We start from the raw sequence: 19,510 nt of genomic DNA on the forward strand, positions 1-19,510 counted from the left end.
CTTCCGGTGCTCGACGATGGCCGGAGGAGGTATCGAAGTTCAAACTGCACGATCGGCGGCTTTCGACGCCCCCTCGGTAGCTGTCCTACAAGCCGGTTGTGAATGACCAGGTGCCATCATCGCGAAGCAAGCATGGCAACTTGACCGGAGAGCCTAATGCCTCTTAAGCGTTTCTCCATTCATAGGCGCGTCGGGGCGGCTGCGGCAGTGACTGCCGGAGATGATCGAGGACAGCTTTCACGACAGGTCCGGAACCCCTGCTGGCTCCAAGGATAAGTCCAGAAGCACGGTTTCGCTGCCACGGTCGGCCCAGGAAGAACAAGCCGGGTGAACCGAGGTCGATTTCAATCCAACCGTCATGGTTGCGGTAGCCGGTCGCCCAGATGATCGTGCTGACGTCGGCACGGCTGCTATCGGCGAAGATTGCAGTTCGTCCATCGGCTCCATGGAGGCGCGGGCGGATATCGAGCCGGCTGCACGGAGCGCCCTGAAGCTCCGCCCCCGGTCGGGAAACGGATCGGTTGCCTGCATGATTCTGCCGACCGGCGATCCCGCAGATGCCGACAGCAGCCCGAGGCGGTCCATCCAGGTCCAAGTGCTCTGGCCGAGTATCCGTTCCGGAAAGAGGCGGCGAGGCTTGCCGGTTGCAACAACGACCTTGTGGGTCCGTGCCAGATCAACAGCGATGTCCCGTCCGGATGCGCCGTCGCCCACCACAAGCACCGTGCCCGGCCCAGCGGTCATTGGATTGCGACAGTCTCCAACCGTGAGCTGTGCCATATCGTCCGCAAATGCCCGGGAGAGTTGCGGCACGACTGGTTGTTGGAAAGCACCCGTGCACACGATCACGGCTCGCGCATGGACATGCGTTCCACCATCGAGTTCGGCAGCGAATCCTGAAGGATCGGCAACGAGCCGGGTCACACTGGTGCCGCTCAACACTGGCAGTCGATGCTTGCCGGCATAAGCCGCGAGGTAGTCGGCGAACTCGATGCGGCTGGCATATCCGTCGGGGTCGCCGCTAACAGGCAAACCGGGCAGGGCGCTAAAGCTGTGGGGTGTGAACAGGGTCAGGCTATGATACCGGCGGCGCCAACTGTCGCCCACTTCTTGCGAGGCGTCGATGACGACATGCGACACCCCGGCCTCACCCAGCCGCCATGAAGCGGCAAGCCCGGCCTGGCCACCGCCGATCACCAGGACATCGACCGGTGCGGTCATTGGCCTTTCGCCACCTCGCTGCTGACGAGGTCGGCCAGCGCCTGCGGGTCGGTGCTCGCCGGTGCCTTTCCGTTCACGAAGAAGGTCGGCGTCTGCGTGACTCCAAGGGCTTCGATATCGGCGAGGTCGGCGTTGATCACGCCGAGCATACCGGGACGCTTTGCGTCCTCCCGGGCCCGTGCCACGTCCAGCCCTGCCTCCCCGGCGATCTGCCAGGCGAGGTCAATGTTCGGTGCGCCATGGACGGCCCATTCCGGCTGTCTGGCCAGCAAAGCCTCCAGCACGGGAATGAACAGATCCTGCAGCCGGGCGGCTTCCAGCATCTTGACGGCTTCGTCGGAGCCATCATGGAAGGGTGCGTACCGTAGGACCAGCTTCACCTGGTCGGGATGGCGATCCATGATCTGCTTCACGATCGGATAGTAGGCCCGGCATGCCTCGCAACTGGGATCAAAGAACTCCGAAATGGTAACGGGCGCATCCGCGGGACCGATGACAAAGGAATGGGGCCGAACATAGCCTGCCGCCTCGATGGTGCCGACCACAGGCGAGGGGGGCTGCGGCGCCTGGCGCGGGTAAAGCCATGCGGCAACGGCGAAAACGACTAGGGCCAAGGCTGCGACGCCAATGACGAGGGTGCGGGACTTCATGCTGGTTTCCGTGCAAGCGGGAGGAGAAGGAGTGCGATGGCGGCAAACGACGCCATCGAGAGAAAGGGGATAGGGATGCCCAGGACCAGCATCCCGTCGCCGGAGCAGGGCGGCCCGCTGGCCTGGCAGGGTTGGATGGGCGCGGGCAGGATGCCGGAGTACAGCAGCGAATGGTACGTGGCGATCGCCAGTCCGACACCAGCGACAGGCAGGGCATAAATCCAGATTCCTTTGTCGCCGCGCATCGCCGCGATGCCGAGAAGCAGTGCAAGCGGGAACATCGCAATCCGCTGGTACCAGCAGAGGACGCAAGGCATCTGGCCCATGATCTCACCAATGAACAGCGCACCCAGTGTTGCCGCCAGGGCCACCACCCAAGCCAGGATCAACCAACTTGAGTTCGGGTTATGTGATGCCATGCGGCCTCCTCCTCGTCGGTCCACGCTACAATCTATGGCCACTAGAGGAGCAAGGACCATTTCGTCGCAGGAGGGAGAATATGTGAAGAGGTGTTCCCGTCAGCACATCATCATCTGACCTTCGCCCCTGCGAACATCCGCTCCGGGTGCCCCGGACCCCGATAACATCAAGCCTGGGTGATCCGGCCTCGAAGGGGACGTACTCTCGTCGAATTTAATCGTAGACTAAGGATGTTCCGCTGGAATGGCCTTGAAGCCCCCGAGGAGTGGAAGTGAGCATCGGATTTCGCCGCGGGCTGCTGCCCATCCTGTTTGCCATGATCGCCCTGGTGTTTTGCGTGCACCAGTCGGGCGCATCGGATCATGCCGCCGGGAATACGGATGTCCTCGTGGCCCAATTGGACGGGCATGGCCAGAACTATGCGCAACACCCTTTCCATTCGACCGGCTGCTGTGCGCTGTCGGCAGGCATCCCGTCTCAAGAATTCGATGGGGTATTCTACTTGGGGCGAATCGATTTCGCGTTCGATGCGGGTGGCGCCATTTCCTGTCTCGATCATCGTTCCAAGCATTTCCGTCCTCCACGCAGACCCTGATCCGCAACATTGGCGCCACGCAGCGATGGGCACGATGGCTGCCCGATTGCCGCCGTCTATGGACCTTTACGCATTGGATTGAACGATGAAGAGACGAGATTTCCTTCGGCTGCTGCCTGCCGGCGCCGCCGCCACCCATCTCATGATGCAGCCTGCCCAGGCGCAGTCGCTGTGGGACATGATGAACCAGAACCGCTCCCTCAGCGATGCCGAGCAGGAAGCCAACAGTGCTGCTGCCATCCAGGCCATCGACACGGTCGAGCCGATATTGTCGTATGACACCGTCAACAACCTGCAGATGGCCATTGCCCAGTACGAGCCCTTCGTTGCCCGTGGTGGGTGGGAGCAGGTGCCGCAGGAAACCTACGGCGTCACGATGGGCGCCGCACGCGATGGCGTGGTCCAGCTCAAGCGGCGCCTTCTAGCCTCCGCGGACATGCCGATGGTGGAAAACGTCGACGATGCCATGGACGCGCCGACCGACGCCGCCCTGCGCCGTTTCCAGGCCCGGCACGGTTTGCAGGTGAATGGCCAGGTAGACGAGGCGACCTGGTACGCCCTCAACGTTCCGGCGGAGACACGTCTCCACCAATTGCGGCTCAATCTGCTGCGCGTCCAGGCCATGGCGCCGGCACTGGCGGATCGCTACGTGATCGTGAACATCCCGGCTGCCTTCATCGAGACGGTCGAAGGCGGCATGGTGGTTCGACGGCACACTGCCGTGGTCGGTCGGATCGACCGGCAGACGCCGATCCTCAAGAGCCGCATCCACCAGATCAACTTCAACCCGTTCTGGAACGTACCCAAGAGCATCATCAGGCGCGATCTCATCAAGTACATGAACGAGAACCCCAACTACCTGACCGAGCAGAAGATCCGCATCTACGATGGCAGCGGTCGCGAGCTACAGCCGAGCGAGATCAACTGGCAGACGGAAGAGGCCGTGAACTACAATTTCCGGCAGGACCCCGGACCGCTCAATTCCATGGGCAACGTCAAGATCAACTTCCACAACCCCCACGCCGTCTATCTGCACGATACCCCCACCAAGGGCCTGTTCGGCGACAATGCGCGGTTCTACTCCTCCGGTTGCGTGCGGGTGGACCAGGTACAGGATTTCGTAGGCTGGGTGCTGCGCGACAACGGTGACTGGGGACCGGGTGAGATCGGCAACGTGTTTTCCACCGGCGAACGTAAGGACGTCGACGTGCGCAACCCCGTCGAGATTCATACCACCTATATCTCGGCTTGGGCGAACCGGAACGGCGTGGTCAGCTTCCGCGACGATGTCTACGAGTTCGACATGGCTGGAAAGGTGAGCTTCGAGACGTGACCAAGCGGGCGAAGCTGACATTCGCCATTGCCAACTTGGGCTGCTCCAATTGTGTGGCCGCTATCGAAAACGCCGTGATGCCCCTGCCGGGCGTCGCTTACGTTGGTGTCTCGCTGACCGGCGGGACGATGACGGTCCGCCCCGGACCTGACCTGAACGTGGGCGCCATCGTGTCCAAGCTGATGGGCCTTGGTTACGTCGTTGTGGACGAATTCTGCACTGACAGCCGGTGGTTAGCGGCTTGTCCCTGCCGCTCTCGACAATAGGCCGCTGCCGACCAGTGCGCTGTAGCGAGATCCTTGGACATGACGCTGTCATGTCCAAGCCCACCGCTTGGGGAAGTGCAACGCGATATTCCTCTTGACCTTGCCACGGTGGAAAGGTGCAGGATCTTCCAAACAGGAGATGATCATGGCCACCAGTCACCACCACGACGATCATGCCCACCACAACCACGATCACAGGAACGGAGCTGGCGACGCTTCAGCCGTTGATGTGACGGATGTCCGTGATCCTGTTTGCGGCATGCAGGTCGACCCCGCCACGGCCAAGCACAAGGCGACGTATCAAGGCACGACTTACTTCTTCTGCTCCGAAGGATGCCGGTCCAAGTTCACGGCGGATCCTGTCAGGTACACCGCAGCATCGGAGTCCGCGAAGATGCAGACGAGGTCGGAAATCGCCAAGGCTGCTCCCGCAGGCATGGTCTGGACCTGCCCCATGCACCCGGAGATCCGCCGCAACGAACCGGGTTCTTGCCCGATCTGCGGCATGGCGCTGGAGCCCGAACTGCCCACTGCCGATACCGGTCCAAGCCCCGAACTCCGCGACATGACCAGACGCTTCTGGATTGGCTCGGCCCTGGCGCTGCCCGTGTTTGTTCTCGAAATGTCGGCGCACCTGTTCGACCTCCACCATTGGATCGCGCCGCAGCCCTTGAACTGGATACAACTCGTTCTGGCGACACCGGTGGTGCTGTGGGCGGGCTGGCCGTTCTTCGAACGTGGCTGGGCATCCCTGCAGAACCGCAGCCTGAACATGTTCACCCTGATCGCCATGGGCATCGGGGTGGCGTGGCTCTACTCCATCGTCGCAACGTTGCTGCCTGGGATGTTCCCGGACTCGATGCGGGAGATGGACGGTGCCGTCCCGGTGTATTTCGAGGCCGCAGCCGTCATCACCGCCCTGGCTCTTCTGGGGCAGGTACTCGAGTTGCGGGCCCGGGAAAAAACGTCTGGGGCAATCCGATCCCTGCTGGACCTGACCCCCAAAACGGCACGCCGAGTAAGGGAGGATGGCATCGACGAGGAGGTGGAAGTTGATGTCATCGTTGTTGGGGACCGCCTGCGGGTGCGCCCGGGCGAGAAGATTCCCGTAGACGGAAGGGTGCTCGAAGGACGCAGCTCAGTCGATGAATCCATGGTCACCGGAGAGTCCATGCCGGTGACGAAGGAGGCCGGGTCGGCGCTGGTGGCGGGCACGATCAACCAGTCGGGCGGCCTTGTGGTGGAAGCCACGGGTGTGGGCCGCGACACCATGTTGTCCCGCATCGTTCAAATGGTGGCAGCCGCCCAGCGATCGAGAGCGCCGATCCAGCGCCTCGCCGACCAGGTGTCCGGGTGGTTCGTGCCGTTGGTGATCATCATTGCCGTCCTGGCGTTCGTTGCCTGGATGGTGTGGGGGCCGGAACCGGTGTTTGCCCACGCCCTCGTGGCAGCGGTATCGGTGTTGATCATCGCCTGTCCATGTGCGCTCGGTCTTGCCACTCCCATGTCGATCATGGTCGGGGTGGGCAAGGGTGCCCAGCTCGGTCTGCTCGTCAAGAACGCCGAGGCCCTGGAGCGGCTGGAGAAGGTCGATACCTTGGTCGTCGACAAGACGGGTACCCTAACTGAAGGCAAGCCGAAGGTTACCCATGTTCTGGCCGCCGGAGGATGGAGCGAAGACGATCTTCTGGCGGTGGCGGCAAGTCTGGAGCGTGCAAGCGAGCACCCGCTCGGAGTCGCGATCGTGACTGCGGCGAACGAACGGAAGTTGATGCTCTCGGAACCCAATGACGTGGATTCCCCTGTGGGCAAGGGCCTGACCGGCATCATCGACGGGCAGCGCGTCCTGATCGGCAGTGCCAAATACCTCGAGAGTGAGGGTGTGGCGTCGGCTGAATGGAAAGAACGGGCCGACCAGGTGCGTGGCGAAGGGGCAACCGTGGTTCTTGTGGCCGTGGACGGAGCGATGGCCGGCGCTTTGGGCATCGCCGATCCGATCCGGGCTACCACAGCCGAGGCGCTTGCTGAACTGCGGGCGCAGGGCATGCGGGTCGTCATGATGACTGGCGACAATACCGTGACGGCCGCGGCGGTCGCCCGCGAACTCGGAATCGCTGATGTCGAGGCCGATGTCCTGCCTGAACGCAAGAGCGAGGTTGTCGAACGGCTGCGGTCGGAGGGCAGGGTGGTCGCGATGGCAGGGGACGGCGTCAACGACGCACCGGCCCTCGCAGCAGCCGATGTGGGCATCGCCATGGGAACGGGCACGGACGTGGCAATGGAAAGCGCCGGAGTGACGCTCCTGAACGGCGACCTGCTCGGCATCGCACGGGCAAGGAAGCTGTCCAGGGCCACCATGGGCAATATCCGGCAAAATCTCTTCCTTGCCTTCGTGTACAATGCTGCCGGCGTGCCCGTCGCCGCCGGGGTCCTCTATCCATTCTTCGGGCTGACGCTTTCGCCGGCCATCGCCGCCGCGGCCATGGCACTGTCGTCCGTCAGCGTGATCGGGAACTCTCTGCGCCTCCGTTCAGCTCGCATCGCATGACCCGTCGAGCTCTTCAACGCAGGCGATTCCTGCAACCGGCACGTGCCGGAACGGGTTTGGGTGCCATGGAACGCTCCGCAGCATCGCCAGTGACGAGAACGAGGATCCGCATGATCCTCGCAGTTCTTGTCGCGGTCGTATCCAGCATGTCCTTGCACCATGGGGCCATGGCACGAACCAGTGGCGTCGAACATGCCGTGAGCGACGTAAACCATCATGCGGATGTCGAATGCGAGGCTCACTGCGACAGTGATCCGCATTCTATGCCGGTGTGCTGCGGTATGGGTCTCTGCCTTGGCGGAATGCCGGCGGCACCCAGTGCGACGCTTCCCGTCCTGCGGACCGTCGACCGCTTAGCCGATGTGACGGAGCCCGCTCCACATCGGGTGATTGTACGAATAGATCGACCGCCGAAGGGTTTCCGCACGGACGCTTGAACCAATTCTTCAACCCAACGGAAATTCGAAAATGAACATCTTCAAGACTGCACTGCTCGCCTCCGTCGTTCTTGCCGGGACCTCTTCGCTCGTTTCCGCCCAGGATGCGATGCCGGGTCACGACATGTCCGCCATGGGCGGCGACAGTGCCATGGCTGCCGACCTGCCGGAAATCTGCAAGAGTGCCGAAGGCATGTCGGGAGATATGTCGATGGACATGTCCCACGAGATGGACGAGGCCCATACCGACCTGATGGCGGGCATGGACGAGACCAACAAGCAGATGATGGACGCGATGATGATTGAGGACATCGACGTGGCATTCGTCTGCGGAATGATCCCCCACCATATAGGCGCGATCAACATGGCCAAGGCCGAGCTGGAACACGGCGATAACGAATGGGCCAAGGAAATGGCGCAGAAGGTTATCGACGCCCAGGAGCAGGAGATCGCCGAAATGGTCTCCTGGCTCGAAGGTGAAGGCGCCAACGAGTAAGCAGGTACAAGGAAGCGCACCACGGTGCGCTTCCACTTCTCAGGGTCGCTTAAGCAGACGGCAACGCTCCGCTGCTAAAAGGTCTGCCGGAGGCAGGCATGCTCAACAAGATCAAGACGGAACTGAGCGAACTGCTGTTCCTCAGCAGGGACGCATTGCACATCCACATCGGCCTGGGCATCTATGTTGCCGCCATGCTGGTGTTGCGGCGAGGACCGGCCAGCATCGTGCCGTGGCTGGTTGTTCTTGCCTTCGAACTCGGGAACGAATTCCTCGACGCTTTCCATCACAGCCCGCCCGATATCGATATCACCGGTGCGTTCAAGGACATCGGCAACACGATGTTATGGCCGACGGTCGTGCTCCTGATAGCCCGTCGGCTTGCCAGGCAAACAGGCGGCCGAACTGCGGAGTTGCAGCCTTCAAGCGCCGGTGACCCGTGATATTCCAATTGCCTGCCGTGCATGACTGCTGCCTTGGACAGAGTCTACGGACGAGGAGCTACTCCCCGTCGGCTTGTGATTTGGCTCGTTGGTAGTCCGTTTGGCGTTCCGGCCAGGTACCCTTGATATAGTCGAGCACCGACCTGATTTCATCGTCCGTCATGGTGTCAGCGAAGGCCGGCATGTCGGTTTCGTAGCCCGGCACGATCGATGCGAGACCTTCCTTGATGATCCGGAACAGCTGCCGGTCGGAGTGATGCCAGGTGTGGCCGGTTTCGTCATGGGGAGGGGCCGGAAGACGGCCATTCGGCAGGCGGGCCATCCAGTCCGGTTGCCCCTCGAGGTCAACCCCGTGGCAACTGGCGCACTGCTCCAGATACAACTCTCGCCCGTCGAGTTCCTGGCCCTGTGTGCAGGTCAACAGCGCTGCCAGGGTACAGATTGACGCTAGGGGGCGAACGAAGACCACGACCTTCCCCCGTCCATGCTGGAGATGACCTGACTTTCAGCGGTTACCGCCACCAGATGTTCCTGATCATCCGGATCGAAGGCCATGTGAAGCACCACCGTGTTCTTCATCTCTCCAACGGGAACAAGTTCGGAAGTATCGTTCAGCGCTAGAAATCCGGTCCCGGGAACGAATGCATGCAAACCGCCATCGGAGGCGACTTCCACCGCCGTCACGGGGGCGCCCTCAGCAACAGGCGACCAGGTTTTGCCGAAGTCGACGCTTTGGTGAAGGCCCGTCGTGGTGGCGGCGTAGACATGCCCCGGCTCGTCCGCGGCGGCAGCCAGATCAATGAGCTCGGACGGGCCGGAGCCCGCCAGCGCCCAGGTGCGGCCTCCATCGCGGCTAACCTGCACACCGCCATACGAGCCGTAAAGGGTATCGGGGTCCGCAGGGCTGACGGTCATTGCGTGGAAGTCGACCGGTCCGCCGACACCATCGGAAAGGTGCGACCATTCCGCTCCGGCTCCGGACGTGCCTATGACCCCGGTGTTGCCGCCGCTGCCCGGATGACCGCTGGCATAGAGTCGTCCGTCCGTTCCGGAAGTGAACCCCATGAAATCATCTGCCGCAGCCGAAATCATGGTGGCCATGCCAGTCCGGTTTACCGCATAGAGACCGAAATGGGTTGCAAGCAGCACATCATCGGATCCGGCGGGCAGCACGACGCCATGGATGTGAGACAGCTCTCCCGCCGGAAGAGGGGCGGTGTGTTCGGTGGCACCTGCCGCAAGGATGGGAAGTAGCCATAGGGCGGCGGTCAGCTCGGATTTCATGGTTCGATCCCGTATTGTTGGCGGCAGTGAAAACATCAGCGCTCGACATTGGTCGACGGGCATGTGGTGATCCGGCCCGAGCCTTGTAAGAGGAAGGCAGGCTCATCGCCTGCCGATGGTTTCATGCCTGCAGCTGGCCGGTGTAGCCAGCTTCGGTGATTGCCTCCGCGAACGCTTCCGCCGGCTTCTGGCTGCTGATGTCCACCTTGCGCGCGGGGAGATCGATCTTCACCTCGGCTGCGGCATCCACGCCTTTCACGGCCTTCTCGATCGTGGAGACGCAGTGGCCGCAGGTCATGTCGTTGACTTGGAAATTGTACATATCAGAACTCCTTCGTTTCGGTGATTGCCCCAATGTGGGGCTTCCAACGGAGGGAAGGTCAAGGGTGAAGATACATTTTTTTGAAAGGGTCGCTGGAGGCAGCGACGTGACGGTCCAACCTGGTGCCAGCGTGCTCGGCAACCATCATTCGTTTCGGGCAATGCGTGCTCAGAGATTGCCCGTGCCGGCAAAGGCCGCGGCCATAGCCCTCGCCAACAAAATGGCGATTATCGGTCCCGAGACCAACGCGGATGCGATCAGGATCACGACCAGGACGACTGTAGGCAGGGGCTTGGAACGGGTAAATCTCATCCGTCATCCTAACCCGGGGGAGGTGACAGCCAACTGACGGAGAGCACCACCTGGCAGAACCTGCTCCGTCAGGCTGGCGCCTCGTTTGAAGAGCAGCAAAACCATTGCGGCGCCGGCGTTGGATGCCGCGACGCGCCGTCCCGGTGCAATGTCAGGAACCCGAACACGAGGCTGTAGAACTCAACGGCCACGTCCAGATCATCGACGTTGATGGTGGTCTCGATCAACCGATTGACCTTGGGTGCGACCCGCTCAGGCATGGCTGCGGTCCGGAGCTACATCGGTCACTCCGAAGCGCGGCCGGCGCCTCTTGACCGATGTAGGGGCGGCTTGGGCGAAGCCTTCGATGATGGGGCAGTCCGGGCGACCGTCGCCATGACAGTTGTCTGCCAGGTGCCGAAGGGTGTCGCTCATCGCCTTGAGCGCCTTGGCCTTCTCGTCCAGCACGCGGATGTGCTCCAGTGCAATGGACTTGACGTCGGCACTGGCACGGGAGCGGTCCCGCCATAGTGCCAGCAGGTCCCCCATCTGCTCCACGGAGAAGCCCAGATCCCGGGCCCGGCTGATGAACCGGAGTCCGTGCACCTCGTTGTCGGAGTAGACGCGATAGCCGGATTCGGTCCGGAGCGGGGCCTAGATCAATCCGATGGATTCATAGTAGCGGATCATCTTGGTCGACACGCCGCTGGCCTTGGATGCTTCACCGATGTTCATGATGCTGATTCCACAAGTTTGAGGGAGGTGGAGGCCTGCACGGAGCGGACCTCGGATTGATCGACAGGCGCCGCGAAGCCGCGCAGGCGCAGGGCGTTTCCGAGCACGAAGACGCTGCTCAGGGCCATGGCGCCGGCGGCCAGCACCGGCGACAGCAGGGTGCCGTTCAGCGGGTAGAGCACGCCTGCCGCAACGGGGATGAGGATCACATTGTAGCCGAACGCCCAGAAGAGGTTCTGCTTGATGTTTCCGATCGTCGCCTTCGACAGGGCGATTGCATTGGCAACCCCGCGCAGGTCTCCCGACATCAGCACCACGTCGGCGCTTTCGATGGCGATATCCGTTCCGGTCCCCACCGCCAAACCCACGTCGGCTTCCGCCAGGGCAGGGGCGTCGTTGATTCCGTCGCCAACGAAAGCCACGGTGCGACCACCCGCCTTGAGGTGCTTGATCGCGTCCACCTTGCCTTCCGGCAGGACTTCGGCCACGACTTCGTCGATGCCCAGGCGCTTGGCCACGGCTTGTGCCGTGCGGGCATTGTCGCCGGTGATCATGGCGACCTTCAGGCCAAGCGCATGCAGCGCCTTGATGGCCTCGGCGGAGGTCTCCTTCACCGGGTCCGAGACCGCGATGATGGCGGCGAGCTGGCCGTCGATGGCTGCATATAGCGGTGTCTTGCCCTCGTCGCCGAGGCGAGCCGCTGTTGCCGAGAAGGCTGCCGTATCAAGGCCTGCCTTGGTCATGGCCCTGTCCGCACCGACAAGAACGATCCTGCCGTTTACGGTTCCCGTCACGCCGAAGCCGGGTTCCGCCGAGAAGCCCTGGACCGCATCAGTCTTCAGGCCTTCTTTTCTCGCCGCAGACACAATGGCCTCCGCGATCGGGTGCTCCGAACGGGCCTCGACGGCGGCAACGAGGCCGAGGACATCTTCTCGCTTGAACCCCGTGGTGACCTCGATATCGGTCAACTCGGGCTTCCCCTTGGTGAGCGTCCCGGTCTTGTCCAGGGCGACGACCTGCGCGGAACGGAGGGTTTGCAGCGCCTCGCCCTTGCGGAAGAGGATGCCGAGCTCGGCGGCACGACCGGTGCCGACCATGATCGACGTCGGTGTCGCCAAACCCATGGCGCAGGGGCAGGCGATGATCAGCACCGCCACCGCATTCACCAGGGCGAACGTCAAGGCTGGGGACGGCCCGAATACCGCCCACACGGCAAACGTCAGCAGGGCAGCTGCAATCACCGCCGGTACGAACCAGGCGGTCACCTTGTCTACCAGGGCCTGGATCGGCAGCTTGGAGCCTTGCGCGGCTTCGACCATGCGGATGATCTGGGCCAGGACCGTGTCTGCACCAACCTTGGTGGCGGTGAAGCTGAAGGCCCCCGTGCGGTTGATCGTGCCGCCGACAACATCCGCCCCGGCTGACTTGCGGACCGGGACCGGTTCACCCGTGATCATCGATTCGTCGACATAGGAATCGCCTTCGATGACGCTGCCGTCGACAGGGATGCGGTCCCCGGGACGGATCTCCACGATGTCGCCAGCAATTACGGTCTCGAGCGGCACCTCAACGGCAACGCCGTCCCGGACAACGCTGGCCGTCTTCGGTTGCAAGCCGACCAAGCGCTTGATCGCCTGGCTCGTGCGACCCTTGGCCCGGGCCTCGAGGAAGCGTCCGAGCAGGATCAGCGTCACGATCACCGCAGCAGCTTCGTAGTAGACGTTTGCCGTTCCCGCGGGCAGGACGCCGGGCAGGAAGGTGGCCACGACAGAGTATGCCCATGCCGCACTGGTCCCGAGCACCACCAGGGAATTCATGTCGGGAGTCAACCGAACAAGGTTCGGGATGCCCTTGCGGAAGAAGCGCAGGCCGGGCCCGAACAGAACGGCCGTCGCGAGCGCAAACTGGATGTAGAGACTATTGGAATGCCCCAGATCCATCATGACCCAGTCGTGGATGGCCGGGATGAGGTGCGATCCCATCTCCATGATGAAGAGAGGCACCGTCAGCACGGCGGCAACGGACAGCGCATTGCGCAGGTGCAGGATTTCGGCTGCACGGCGATCCTCTGGCTCTCCGCCATCGGCGACCTGAGCCTGCCGGACGATTTCATATCCGCTCGAGCGAACGGCCTCTTCCAGTCGAACCCGCGCTACGCCGCCGGAGGGAAAGGTGACGATGGCCTTCTCGGTCGCCAGGTTCACCGACGCCGAGGAGACGCCCGGCACGCTGGCAAGGGCCTTCTCAATCCGGGACACGCAGGAGGCGCAGGTCATGCCTTCGATCTGCAGTTCGGCTGTTTCCTGGCGGGTGGCATAGCCCGCCTTTTCGATGGCAGCGACAACGGCTTGCGGATCGGGTGCCCCGCTGAAGCTGACGGTTGCTTTTTCGGTCGCGAGATTGACGTTGGCCGACTCCACGCCGGGGACGACGCGGATAGCTTTTTCCACCCGGGCAACGCACGACGCACAGGTCATGCCCTCGACCTGGAAGTCCAACGTCGCCACTGAGGCGTCGACGCCGGTCGGCCTCTGAAGATCGATTGCGAGAGACATTTCAAACAGTCCTTCCGATTGACTGCCGAGATAGGTAACGCTTCCAACGATGGGAAGGTCAAGGGCTGTTTCAATGGGATTCATTCAAGTCGAAACCTCATGGCTCAGCTGGCCATGGCCTTTCCTGATCAACGTTCCGCTCGGGCTCGTCGTCTTCGCGCTGGCACCAACGGTCATCCGCTACGTCGCCCCGGTGCGGGGCCGCATCGACTGGATGGGTGCGCTGACGGTAACGGCATCGCTGGTCACCGCAGTCTATGCCATCGTCACGACGGTACCGGGCCAGTGGACCTCGCCGCAGACGCTGCTGCTGGGCGCCGCAGTTGCCCTGCTGGTGCTGTTTCTCGTTCTGCAGGTTATCTCCCGTGAGTCGCTGCTGCCGTTACGGATCCTCGCTGCACCGAACCTCGCTGTGGGCAACCTGCTGATGGCGTTGCTGGGTGCCGCGTGGATACGCCTGTGGTTCTACCTCAACCTCTACCTGCAGCAGACGCTTGGGCTTTCCGCCCTGTACAGCGGACTGGCGCTGCTGCCGATGACGCTGACGATCATGGTCGTCATGGTGGGCTTGTCCGGCAAGCTGGTTGCTCGGTTCGGGATCGAGGCCAACATCCTCATCGGCTTGCTCGCGATGGCCGGCTCGCTGCTGCTGTTTTCGCGTGTTCCGGAAGGCGGCAGTTTCGTTGTCGACGTTCTGCCCGCCTCGCTGCTCGGTGCGCTGGGCATGGCGCTCGCCTATATCCCGATCACTATGTCGGCGCTCTTGGAGCACTCGTCTTGCTCCGCGGAGCGCCCGCGACGGGAAGTGCCGGTAGGCTGATGATCTTGGCCCGGCATATGGCCGGGCCTTACCAGCTCAAGGCTGTACTGCGGGATCTGCGACCCGAACAACAGCTTCGATCCGCTCCGGTGGGACATCGCGTTCGATCATGATGTCCCACCCGTGATCCATCGCTTCCCAGTCGCCCTGTGCTTCGAGATATAACTCGATCATGGACTGCGGCAGGCGACCGTCCGTGAAGGCGCACCAGCCCGAAACCGGGTAGCGGATCACCACAACGGCGGGCTCCCCTATGCCTGCCAGCGCAGTGGGGAGCTCGCCACCCAGATAGCCGGCGAGCCGCTCGACAGCTTCGCCGCCGAATGACTCGAAGAAGACTTCGCAGCCGCCGTCATGCAGGAAGCGACGCATCGGGGTGGCCCACACGGCGCCCTCCCGTTCCGGGAAATGCGGATCGGCGGCGAGCATCTTGGCCAGGGCAGCGTCGACGTCGCCAATCCGCTCCGGCGGCAGGTGCCCTGCGAGTGTGCGTTTCAGCCGTTCCAGGTCTCGACTGAAATCCAGCCGCAGCAGGCCCTCTTGGTGGATGGCGTTGAAGTCCACTAGTCTGGTCGCATGAAAAGCCCTGAGCTCCCGGTTCACCATGGTTTCGGCTATGAGAGCCTCGGCCTCACGCCAACGCCTCATGACTGGAGCGGGGTTGCGCAGGCGGTGGAGCGAGCCGGCCAGATTGTAGGTGTGTTCGGCTGTCTTCTCTGACCTGAGGGCTTCGGCGTGTGCCCGGAGGAAATCAAGAACGTTTGGCGGCCATGTCCCAAGCCGCTCGAGGTCGACAGGATTGAACTCGCTCACGTTTGGCCTCTCAACTTGTTCCAGCCATATGGGCCGGGGCTTGAGCGAAAGTATAGAAGTAGCCGTAAGCAACCAACTGCTTGCCCGTCGCTTATACCCCCGGAGGGTACTCGATGTGCACCCAACGATCTATCTCGATCCGCAACCGTCTAAACCGTATTGCCGGCCAGGTGAACGGCGTCTCGCGCATGGTGGATGAGGGCGCCTACTGCATCGATATCTTGACCCAGCTGCAGGCCGTGAAAGCGGCCCTGGCAAAAGCTGAGGACGAGATCCTCAAGCAGCAAGCTGATTCCTGCGTGGTCGAGGCGATTACATCGGGGGACATTGAAGCACAGCGGGCCAAGTTCAACGAACTGGTCGATCTCTTTGCCAAAGCGAAGCGGTGATCGACAACTCTGCGAAGGAGAAACCGAATGACGCATGAAGCACACGCCCATGATCAAGCGGATCGCCACGGTCAAGGCGGCGGGCACGGCGCTCATGGACGACCCTACCTCATGTTCTGGATCAACATGGTGCTCGGCCTTGTCGTGATGTACTTCGTCATGTTCTCCATGATCGACGGACTGGGCGACTTCCGCAACAACATGAACATGTTCTACATGGCCTTGACCATGTGGGCCCCTATGGGAATCTTCATGCTCGCCACGATGCCGGGCATGTTCCCGAAACGCACCATGAACGTCGTGCTGTATGTCGCTTTCGCCCTGATCACCGGGTTATCCTTTCTGGGCACCCGGACCCAGACCTTCATCGATGACCGCCAGTTCATCGACTCCATGATCCCACACCATTCGGGAGCGATCCTCATGTGCCGTGAGGCGGACCTCGAGGATCCCGAGCTGGTACAGTTGTGCGGAGAGATCATCGAGGCGCAGCGTCGGGAAATCGAACAGATGGAGGCGATCGGGGAACGGCTTTGAGTTGTTGCCCCCCGCAAGGGAGAACGCTCTAGGATTACCGGATAAAATGTTGACTGCTATATCCTGAAATGCGATGTATTGGGAGATATGATATCCCTTAAGCTTCAATCACCTTCCGACACGATGGCATCCCTTGCGCACAGGGCAAGGCAATTGCGGCTGTCGAAAAACCTGACGCAGGAAGGTTTGGCCACAAGAGCAGGGGTGTCGCTGGGCACGCTGAAGCTGTTTGAGCGCACGGGAAAAGCAGGGTTTGAGACGGTGGTCAAGATCGCCTATGCCCTCGAAGCCGAACGGGAGTTCGAGGCCCTGTTCCCGCCGTCCCAGATCACCAGGATCGAAGATGTCGTCGAGAAGGCGCCTCGCAAGCGGGGCAGGCGGAAATGAAACAGCTCGACCATGTCCTCAGCGTAGAAGTCACGCTGGAGCTTGCAGGGGAGATGCTGCCCATCGGGCGCATTGCCTGGCGGGCAGGGGAAAGGCGGAGCTATTTCGAGTACAGCCAAGCGGCACTCGACCGCCGCCTGAACCTTTCCCCGTTCAATTTGCCATTGCGGCCGGGCGCACAATCTGCGCCGCACGTGCCGTTTGAAGGACTGCATGGCTTGTTCAACGACAGCCTGCCGGACGGTTGGGGGCGCAAGCTCCTGGATAGGCGCCTCCAGCGGTTGGACTACGACTTCCTGACCTTGGGTCCGCTGGATCGTCTCTCTTTCGTCGGCACCACGGGTATGGGTGCCCTCCGCTACAAACCGGTCGGCCTACTCGAGGAAGTCATCGATGGCGGCCTCGACCTCGACTGGCTCGCAACACAGGCCGAAATGGTGCAGGAAGAATCCCCGGAAGCCGACGTTGACCGGTTGCAGGCCGCACAAGGCGGCTCGGGCGGCGTCAGGCCGAAGATCGTCGCAGGGCTGGATACTGCAACGGGCCTGCTGGTCCAGGACCGCAACACCGGGCTGGCGGTCGGTTACGAGCCGTGGATCGTCAAATTCCGCGCTGAAAGCGATCCGCGGGAAATCGGGCCGGAGGAGTACGCGTACTCGCTCATGTCAAGGGCCGCGGGCGTGGAAATGCCGGAGACGCGGCTGTTGATGGGTTCCAGCGGAAACGCCTATTTCGCCGTGCGACGCTTCGATCGCGCCGCTGCCGGCGCGATCCATGTTCATACCCTGAGCGGTTTGCTGCACGCAGACCACCGGGAGCCCCAGGTGGACTATGGCATCCTTCTCAAGGCTACCCGCCTGCTGACCCGGGACGAGCGGCACGTGGAGAGCATGTTCACCCGCATGGTCTTTAACGTGCTGGCGCGAAACCGGGACGACCATTCCAAGAACCACGCATTCCAGATGAAAGCCGATGGTGCTTGGGTGCCTACGCCTGCGTATGACCTCACCTTCTCGTCAGGTCCCGGCGGTGAACACAACATGGCAATCGCTGGAGAAGGTCGGAACCCGGGACACAGACACATCATGCAGGAGGCGAAGGGAGCGGGTTTGACTCCCCTTCGGGCCCAGGCAATCTTCGACGAGGTCAAGGCCGCCGTGGATGCCTGGCCCCGTTTCGCCGAGAACGCAGGACTTTCGGAAGCCAGGATGGCCGAGCTCGACTACGTCCTCAACGAACGAGGTCGTGCCCCAGCTGATGATGTCGAGAGCACAGCGACTTCGTCCCCTTAGGAACAACATCCCGTCAAGTGCTCCGAGGATGCGGTTCCGATCAGCCTTGGCCGATGAGCCGACGCAGTTTGGCCATTCGGGTGTCGAATCCTTCCTCCGTCGCCAGGGTACCGAAGAAGCGTCCGTCGGCAGTGACCAGCTGGATGGATGCCTGGTGCCCCATCAGGTAGTCGCCACCCTCCATCGGCTCCTTCTCAAAGAAGATGTAGCGGTCCTTTGCCATGGTGCTGATCTGGGCCAGGTCGCCGGTCAGCCCGGTGATGCGATCGTCGAAGTACTCGACGTACTCCTTCATGATTTCAGGCGTGTCGCGCTCGGGGTCCACCGAAACGAAAACCACGTTGAGCTTGTCGGCATCGGGCCCTAGTTCTTCGAGCAACGCCGACATTTCCGCCAGAGCCGTCGGGCAGACGTCCGGGCAGTGGGTGAAGCCGTAGAACCACGCGGACGGCTTGCCCAGGAAGCTTGCCTCGGTCACTGCAGCGCCGTTCTGATCGACAAGCTGGAACGGTTTGGCGTAGATCGCCTCGACCTCGGATACGCCTGTCGGTTTGGGCCCATACGCCAGGAAACCCGCACCGCCTGCTGCTATAACCACCAGCGCCCAAAGGACGATCCGGAGCTTACGCATGCCGGTCGAAGTCTTCCCGGTCACTTGCCGTGGCCTTCGTGGTTCGGTGCAGCCTTCGCGGAGCGTTCCTCCACGTTGAAGACAACCTCGACCGGTCCCGCATTCTCGAAGATCAGGGTCGCGGCGACCTCGTCACCGGCCTGGTAGCGGCGGTCAGGCTTGATGAACATGGCGTGCGTGCCATCGTCGCCCAGAGATACGGTGGCACCGGCAGGTATTTCCATGCCCTCTGCGAGGGGCTCCATTCGGGCGATGCCGTCCGTCACCACCGACTGGTGCAGTTCCACCTTCTCGGCGGCCTTGCTTTCGATTCCCAGCAGGCGTTCCGGAACATCGCCGTTGTTGTAGATGGTAACGTAACCACCCAGCACCGGAGCGTTGGGCGGCGCTTCCTGGATCATCGGGTGCTCGATGAAGATCGAACCCGAGGTGAAGTCGTGCGCCTGTGCCGGAGCGGTGAGGACGGCAATAGCCAGGGCCAGGATGAGCTTCTGCATGTAACAGCCTTCGAGTGAGCTTCTGTTGGCAGCAGGATTAGCGGACATTGCCGCCCACCGGAATGCGACCCGTTGGACTATGAGTGCGTCAGCCCCTTCCAGCCCAAGAGGCGCATGGCGTTGGCGGTAACAAGAACGGTGGCGCCGGTATCGGCCAGGATGGCAGGCCAAAGCCCTGTTATCCCCAGGACGGTGGTGACCAGGAACACGGCCTTCAGTCCCAGGGACAGGGCGATGTTCTGGCCGATGTTCGCCATGGTAGCCTTGGACAGCCCGACCATGTTGGCGATATCGAGGACCCGCCCGTGCAGGATGGCTGCATCCGCGGTTTCGAGCGCCACGTCGGTTCCGCCGCCCATGGCGATGCCGATATCGGCAGCAGCAAGAGCAGGGGCGTCGTTGATGCCATCGCCAACCTTGACCACCACCGCGCCGCCGGCCTGCAGCTCACGCACGATACGCTGCTTGTCCTCGGGCAGCAGACCGGCCCGGACGTCCATGCCGAGCGAGGATCCGATCGCACGGGCCGTGCGTTCGTTGTCACCGGT

The 19,510-nt window shown here is 62.3% G+C and carries 22 protein-coding genes and 1 pseudogene; 10 read left to right on the forward strand and 13 right to left on the reverse strand.

The genetic code is table 11. The annotated features are described in order from the left end of the window. Positions 1 to 237: 237 nt before the first annotated feature. Genes FF80_RS05280 through FF80_RS05290 form a run of 3 tightly spaced genes read right to left on the reverse strand, consistent with a single transcriptional unit; the run spans position 238 to position 2,290 of the window. Positions 238 to 1,221 (reverse strand): NAD(P)/FAD-dependent oxidoreductase, encoded by a 984-nt coding sequence (locus tag FF80_RS05280; RefSeq protein WP_052153196.1) that lies wholly within the window; start codon positions 1,219 to 1,221, stop codon positions 238 to 240. Next, positions 1,218 to 1,871, reverse strand: a complete 654-nt coding sequence (locus FF80_RS05285) for a thioredoxin domain-containing protein (RefSeq protein WP_035098217.1) — start codon at positions 1,869 to 1,871, stop codon at positions 1,218 to 1,220. Before FF80_RS05285 ends, FF80_RS05280 begins: the two co-directional genes overlap by 4 nt. After that, the gene (locus FF80_RS05290) at positions 1,868 to 2,290 is read right to left on the reverse strand and encodes a disulfide bond formation protein B (protein ID WP_035098219.1); all 423 of its coding nucleotides are present in this window, start codon (positions 2,288 to 2,290) and stop codon (positions 1,868 to 1,870) included. Before FF80_RS05290 ends, FF80_RS05285 begins: the two co-directional genes overlap by 4 nt. 272 nt (positions 2,291 to 2,562) lie before the next feature. Between FF80_RS05290 and FF80_RS05295 the strand changes: the two genes are divergently transcribed. The 5 genes from FF80_RS05295 to FF80_RS05320 all read left to right on the forward strand — a co-directional run bounded on the left by FF80_RS05295 (position 2,563) and on the right by FF80_RS05320 (position 8,409). Further along, the gene (locus FF80_RS05295; RefSeq protein WP_035098220.1) at positions 2,563 to 2,886 is read left to right on the forward strand and encodes a hypothetical protein; all 324 of its coding nucleotides are present in this window, start codon (positions 2,563 to 2,565) and stop codon (positions 2,884 to 2,886) included. Between the two features lie 85 nt (positions 2,887 to 2,971). Next, positions 2,972 to 4,219: a L,D-transpeptidase family protein gene (locus tag FF80_RS05300; protein ID WP_035098224.1), complete on the forward strand. Its 1,248-nt coding sequence runs from the start codon at positions 2,972 to 2,974 to the stop codon at positions 4,217 to 4,219. Between the two features lie 411 nt (positions 4,220 to 4,630). Continuing rightward, positions 4,631 to 7,033 (forward strand): heavy metal translocating P-type ATPase, encoded by a 2,403-nt coding sequence (locus FF80_RS05310; RefSeq protein WP_152558276.1) that lies wholly within the window; start codon positions 4,631 to 4,633, stop codon positions 7,031 to 7,033. A gap of 468 nt (positions 7,034 to 7,501) precedes the next feature. Further along, complete coding sequence (locus FF80_RS05315; RefSeq protein ID WP_035098229.1) at positions 7,502 to 7,966, forward strand: DUF305 domain-containing protein; 465 nt, start codon at positions 7,502 to 7,504, stop codon at positions 7,964 to 7,966. Positions 7,967 to 8,064: 98 nt separating this feature from the next. Beyond that, complete coding sequence (locus FF80_RS05320; protein ID WP_035098232.1) at positions 8,065 to 8,409, forward strand: hypothetical protein; 345 nt, start codon at positions 8,065 to 8,067, stop codon at positions 8,407 to 8,409. Positions 8,410 to 8,467: 58 nt separating this feature from the next. Here FF80_RS05320 and FF80_RS05325 read toward each other — a convergent pair whose 3' ends face one another. From FF80_RS05325 to FF80_RS05350, 6 genes and pseudogenes are all read right to left on the reverse strand, one after another. Further along, complete coding sequence (locus FF80_RS05325; protein ID WP_244445709.1) at positions 8,468 to 8,830, reverse strand: cytochrome c; 363 nt, start codon at positions 8,828 to 8,830, stop codon at positions 8,468 to 8,470. 26 nt (positions 8,831 to 8,856) lie between these two features. Further along, positions 8,857 to 9,693 carry a hypothetical protein gene (locus FF80_RS05330; RefSeq protein WP_052153197.1) on the reverse strand — a complete coding sequence of 279 codons (837 nt, stop codon included), beginning with the start codon at positions 9,691 to 9,693 and terminating at the stop codon, positions 8,857 to 8,859. A 121-nt stretch (positions 9,694 to 9,814) separates the two neighbouring features. Further along, positions 9,815 to 10,015: a heavy-metal-associated domain-containing protein gene (locus FF80_RS05335; protein ID WP_035098238.1), complete on the reverse strand. Its 201-nt coding sequence runs from the start codon at positions 10,013 to 10,015 to the stop codon at positions 9,815 to 9,817. Positions 10,016 to 10,395: 380 nt separating this feature from the next. Next, a complete protein-coding gene (locus FF80_RS05340) occupies positions 10,396 to 10,587 on the reverse strand; it encodes a VOC family protein (RefSeq protein WP_035098240.1) in 192 nt (63 codons plus the stop codon). After that, a pseudogene (cueR, locus tag FF80_RS05345) lies at positions 10,580 to 11,041 on the reverse strand (Cu(I)-responsive transcriptional regulator). Before cueR ends, FF80_RS05340 begins: the two are co-directional and overlap by 8 nt. Further along, positions 11,038 to 13,596: a heavy metal translocating P-type ATPase gene (locus tag FF80_RS05350; RefSeq protein ID WP_052153207.1), complete on the reverse strand. Its 2,559-nt coding sequence runs from the start codon at positions 13,594 to 13,596 to the stop codon at positions 11,038 to 11,040. The pseudogene cueR and the gene FF80_RS05350 overlap by 4 nt, the downstream one beginning before the upstream one ends. Positions 13,597 to 13,669: 73 nt before the next feature. On the opposite strand from FF80_RS05350, the gene FF80_RS05355 reads away from it, so the two are divergent. Then, the gene (locus FF80_RS05355) at positions 13,670 to 14,416 is read left to right on the forward strand and encodes a hypothetical protein (protein ID WP_052153198.1); all 747 of its coding nucleotides are present in this window, start codon (positions 13,670 to 13,672) and stop codon (positions 14,414 to 14,416) included. Positions 14,417 to 14,452: 36 nt separating this feature from the next. Here the strand turns inward: FF80_RS05355 and FF80_RS05360 are convergent, their stop codons facing one another. After that, positions 14,453 to 15,229, reverse strand: a complete 777-nt coding sequence (locus FF80_RS05360; RefSeq protein WP_035098243.1) for a hypothetical protein — start codon at positions 15,227 to 15,229, stop codon at positions 14,453 to 14,455. 113 nt (positions 15,230 to 15,342) lie between these two features. Between FF80_RS05360 and FF80_RS05365 the strand changes: the two genes are divergently transcribed. The 4 genes from FF80_RS05365 to FF80_RS05380 all read left to right on the forward strand — a co-directional run bounded on the left by FF80_RS05365 (position 15,343) and on the right by FF80_RS05380 (position 17,834). Then, positions 15,343 to 15,618 (forward strand): metal-sensitive transcriptional regulator, encoded by a 276-nt coding sequence (locus FF80_RS05365; RefSeq protein WP_035098246.1) that lies wholly within the window; start codon positions 15,343 to 15,345, stop codon positions 15,616 to 15,618. A 111-nt stretch (positions 15,619 to 15,729) separates the two neighbouring features. Then, on the forward strand, positions 15,730 to 16,155 hold the full coding sequence (locus tag FF80_RS05370; RefSeq protein WP_035098328.1) for a DUF305 domain-containing protein: 426 nt from the start codon (positions 15,730 to 15,732) through the stop codon (positions 16,153 to 16,155). Positions 16,156 to 16,308: 153 nt separating this feature from the next. Further along, positions 16,309 to 16,542, forward strand: coding sequence for a helix-turn-helix transcriptional regulator (locus tag FF80_RS05375; RefSeq protein WP_244445710.1), 234 nt, complete (start codon positions 16,309 to 16,311; stop codon positions 16,540 to 16,542). After that, positions 16,539 to 17,834 carry a type II toxin-antitoxin system HipA family toxin gene (locus tag FF80_RS05380; protein ID WP_052153200.1) on the forward strand — a complete coding sequence of 432 codons (1,296 nt, stop codon included), beginning with the start codon at positions 16,539 to 16,541 and terminating at the stop codon, positions 17,832 to 17,834. Before FF80_RS05375 ends, FF80_RS05380 begins: the two co-directional genes overlap by 4 nt. Before the next feature lie 40 nt (positions 17,835 to 17,874). Here the strand turns inward: FF80_RS05380 and FF80_RS05385 are convergent, their stop codons facing one another. The 3 genes from FF80_RS05385 to FF80_RS05395 form a co-directional block, all read right to left on the reverse strand. Continuing rightward, positions 17,875 to 18,489 (reverse strand): SCO family protein, encoded by a 615-nt coding sequence (locus FF80_RS05385; RefSeq protein WP_244445711.1) that lies wholly within the window; start codon positions 18,487 to 18,489, stop codon positions 17,875 to 17,877. Next, the gene (locus tag FF80_RS05390; RefSeq protein WP_035098253.1) at positions 18,486 to 18,962 is read right to left on the reverse strand and encodes a copper chaperone PCu(A)C; all 477 of its coding nucleotides are present in this window, start codon (positions 18,960 to 18,962) and stop codon (positions 18,486 to 18,488) included. The genes FF80_RS05385 and FF80_RS05390 overlap by 4 nt, the downstream gene beginning before the upstream one ends. A gap of 77 nt (positions 18,963 to 19,039) precedes the next feature. Then, on the reverse strand, positions 19,040 to 19,510 hold a 471-nt coding region (locus tag FF80_RS05395), incomplete at its 5' end, for an HAD-IC family P-type ATPase (RefSeq protein ID WP_035098256.1).

It is taken from the genome of Devosia sp. LC5, assembly GCF_000735585.1.
Lineage (GTDB): Bacteria > Pseudomonadota > Alphaproteobacteria > Rhizobiales > Devosiaceae > Devosia.

Bases quoted from the DNA above. Each gene is read 5' to 3' on its own strand.
- FF80_RS05280 (WP_052153196.1), bottom strand. From the start codon at position 1,221: ATGACCGCACCGGTCGATGTCCTGGTGATCGGCGGTGGCCAGGCCGGG.
- FF80_RS05285 (WP_035098217.1), bottom strand. From the start codon at position 1,871: ATGAAGTCCCGCACCCTCGTCATTGGCGTCGCAGCCTTGGCCCTAGTC.
- FF80_RS05290 (WP_035098219.1), bottom strand. From the start codon at position 2,290: ATGGCATCACATAACCCGAACTCAAGTTGGTTGATCCTGGCTTGGGTG.
- FF80_RS05300 (WP_035098224.1), top strand. From the start codon at position 2,972: ATGAAGAGACGAGATTTCCTTCGGCTGCTGCCTGCCGGCGCCGCCGCC.
- FF80_RS05310 (WP_152558276.1), top strand. From the start codon at position 4,631: ATGGCCACCAGTCACCACCACGACGATCATGCCCACCACAACCACGAT.
- FF80_RS05315 (WP_035098229.1), top strand. From the start codon at position 7,502: ATGAACATCTTCAAGACTGCACTGCTCGCCTCCGTCGTTCTTGCCGGG.
- FF80_RS05320 (WP_035098232.1), top strand. From the start codon at position 8,065: ATGCTCAACAAGATCAAGACGGAACTGAGCGAACTGCTGTTCCTCAGC.
- FF80_RS05330 (WP_052153197.1), bottom strand. From the start codon at position 9,693: ATGAAATCCGAGCTGACCGCCGCCCTATGGCTACTTCCCATCCTTGCG.
- FF80_RS05335 (WP_035098238.1), bottom strand. From the start codon at position 10,015: ATGTACAATTTCCAAGTCAACGACATGACCTGCGGCCACTGCGTCTCC.
- FF80_RS05340 (WP_035098240.1), bottom strand. From the start codon at position 10,587: ATGCCTGAGCGGGTCGCACCCAAGGTCAATCGGTTGATCGAGACCACC.
- FF80_RS05350 (WP_052153207.1), bottom strand. From the start codon at position 13,596: ATGTCTCTCGCAATCGATCTTCAGAGGCCGACCGGCGTCGACGCCTCA.
- FF80_RS05355 (WP_052153198.1), top strand. From the start codon at position 13,670: ATGGGATTCATTCAAGTCGAAACCTCATGGCTCAGCTGGCCATGGCCT.
- FF80_RS05365 (WP_035098246.1), top strand. From the start codon at position 15,343: ATGTGCACCCAACGATCTATCTCGATCCGCAACCGTCTAAACCGTATT.
- FF80_RS05370 (WP_035098328.1), top strand. From the start codon at position 15,730: ATGTTCTGGATCAACATGGTGCTCGGCCTTGTCGTGATGTACTTCGTC.
- FF80_RS05380 (WP_052153200.1), top strand. From the start codon at position 16,539: ATGAAACAGCTCGACCATGTCCTCAGCGTAGAAGTCACGCTGGAGCTT.
- FF80_RS05390 (WP_035098253.1), bottom strand. From the start codon at position 18,962: ATGCAGAAGCTCATCCTGGCCCTGGCTATTGCCGTCCTCACCGCTCCG.